The organism is Klebsiella sp. YJ (assembly GCF_002108615.1).
Classification (GTDB): Bacteria; Pseudomonadota; Gammaproteobacteria; order Enterobacterales; family Enterobacteriaceae; genus Klebsiella; species Klebsiella planticola.
The window spans coordinates 1-1,795 of record NZ_MTEG01000087.1 but is presented as its reverse complement, the minus strand read 5'-3'; the positions used below and the strand labels follow the sequence as shown (position 1 = coordinate 1,795).

At 52.6% G+C, this 1,795-nt stretch carries 1 protein-coding gene and 3 pseudogenes; 3 read left to right on the top strand and 1 reads right to left on the bottom strand.

What is annotated here, in order from left to right:
* Together BV390_RS30240 and BV390_RS31015 are read left to right on the top strand one after the other, a co-directional pair.
* A pseudogene (locus BV390_RS30240) lies at positions 1-592 on the top strand (IS5 family transposase); the annotation flags it as partial.
* A 148-nt stretch (positions 593-740) separates the two neighbouring features.
* Positions 741-863 carry a small membrane protein gene (locus tag BV390_RS31015; protein ID WP_139156025.1) on the top strand — a complete coding sequence of 41 codons (123 nt, stop codon included), beginning with the start codon at positions 741-743 and terminating at the stop codon, positions 861-863.
* Positions 864-935: 72 nt separating this feature from the next.
* On the opposite strand, the pseudogene BV390_RS30235 reads toward BV390_RS31015, so the two are convergent.
* Positions 936-1,633 (bottom strand): annotated as a pseudogene (locus BV390_RS30235) (IS3 family transposase); the annotation flags it as partial.
* Between BV390_RS30235 and BV390_RS31010 the strand changes: the two are divergent.
* A pseudogene (locus BV390_RS31010) lies at positions 1,628-1,711 on the top strand (transposase); the annotation flags it as partial. The pseudogenes BV390_RS30235 and BV390_RS31010 overlap by 6 nt on opposite strands.
* Positions 1,712-1,795 lie beyond the last annotated feature (84 nt).

Here is a 1,795-nt window from a genome sequence, read left to right as displayed (position 1 = left end):
CCCTGCGAACCGCTCAGGGCTTTATTGATTCTATTTTTGCCCTGATGGATGTCCCGCTGCGCTGTCCGGATTACACCAGTGTCAGCAAGCGGGCAAAGTCGGTTAACGTCAGTTTCAAACACCCATCCGGGGTGAAATTTCGCATCTGGTGATTGATTCCACAGGGCTGAAAGCCTTCGGTGAAGGTGAGTGGAAAGTCAAAAAGCACGGCAAAGAGCGCCGTCGTATCTGGCGAAAACTGCATCTGGCTGTTGACGCGAGCAGGCATGAAGCCATCTGCGCGGACCTGTCACTGAACAACGTCACGGACGCTGAAGCTTTCCCGGGGCTTATCCGGCAGACCCACCGAAAAATCAGGTCAGCGGCGGCGGACGGCGCTTACGATACGCGGCGATGTCATGACGAACTGCGTCGCAAGAAAATCAGCGCGCTCATTCCTCCCCGAAAGGGAGCGGGCTACTGGCCGGGTGTGGGAACAGCCCTGCGAAACCTTGCAGCAGCGTTCACACATTACAATGAAAACCACCCGCCCAGCGCGCTGGGATATCACTCTCCGAGAGAATACCGGCGGCTGCGGGCATCGTTAACTTAAGATACAAAAGCTGTCCGGAGATGGCGGGTCAAGATCAGTTGGAGTCATCCCCCATAGGAATTAGGATTTATCTTACTGCCATTGTATATTGCCCCACGCTGCATGTTGCAAAACAACAGCATCTACAACAGCATCATGTGAGGATATAATGATAGATCTTTTTTTCCTGGGACTTACTGTTATTCTTTTCTTTGTTTCTATTGTATCCCTATTCTCATACATAAGAGAGCGCAGGATAGTCAAAAGGGCATTTACCCGTAAAAAAGGGTAATGACTTCAATCGATAGAATTTTCGGTAATGGTCCCAACTTACTGATAGTGTTTTATGTTCGGTGGATTGGCCCTATATTTCCAGACACTTTTTATCACTTAACCCATTAATGGTTCGCCGCCGCAGATATTCCCGTGGCGAACGATACCCCAGTGCACTATGCGGATGCCATTCGTTGTAATGTTCGAAGGCCTCCGCAAGGTTCTTTGCCGCTGTTAACCCGTCGGGCTTCGGCATGATGCTGATGTAATCCCGCTTCATCGTTTTCACGAAGCTCTCCGCCATCCCGTTGCTTTCCGGGCTACGTTCCGCCATATGTTTAGGCTCCAGTCCTACCATTCTGGCGAACTGATGTGTCCGGTGAGACCGGTAGGCCGACCCGTTATCCATCAGCCACTCAAAGGGTGATGACGGCAGGTTGCTGCCGAAGCGTCGTTCCACCGCACCCAGCATCACGTCCTGTACGGTTTCGCTGTCATATCCACCATTACTTGCCGCCCAGTGCACAGCTTCACGATCGCAGCAGTCCAGCGCGAACGTGACCCGCAGTTTTTCACCATTATCACAGCTGAACCCGAAGCCGTCAGAGCACCACCGCTGGTTACTTTCTCCAACGGCCACTCTCCCTGTATGCACCCGTTTAGAGGGGGTATTGCCGGTTTACGCTCAAGCAGCAGTGCATTCTGACGCATGATGCGGTATACACGTTTGGCATTGATCACCGCCATGTCGTCAGTTTCTGATTGTCTGCGCAGCAGTGCCCATATTCTGTTTCCAGCGTTGCAACACGTCTCGATATCACCACCCACAGCCTTTACGCCTGGATAAAGAAGTACGGTCCGGATACCGGATCCCGCGGGCACGTAAAGGCAAGGCCAGTATCGTGTCGCCCAACAGGCTCCAGCGACAGTTCAATCCGGATGCTCCGGATG

Bases quoted from the DNA above. Each gene is read 5' to 3' on its own strand.
- BV390_RS31015 (WP_139156025.1), top strand. From the start codon at position 741: ATGATAGATCTTTTTTTCCTGGGACTTACTGTTATTCTTTTCTTTGTT.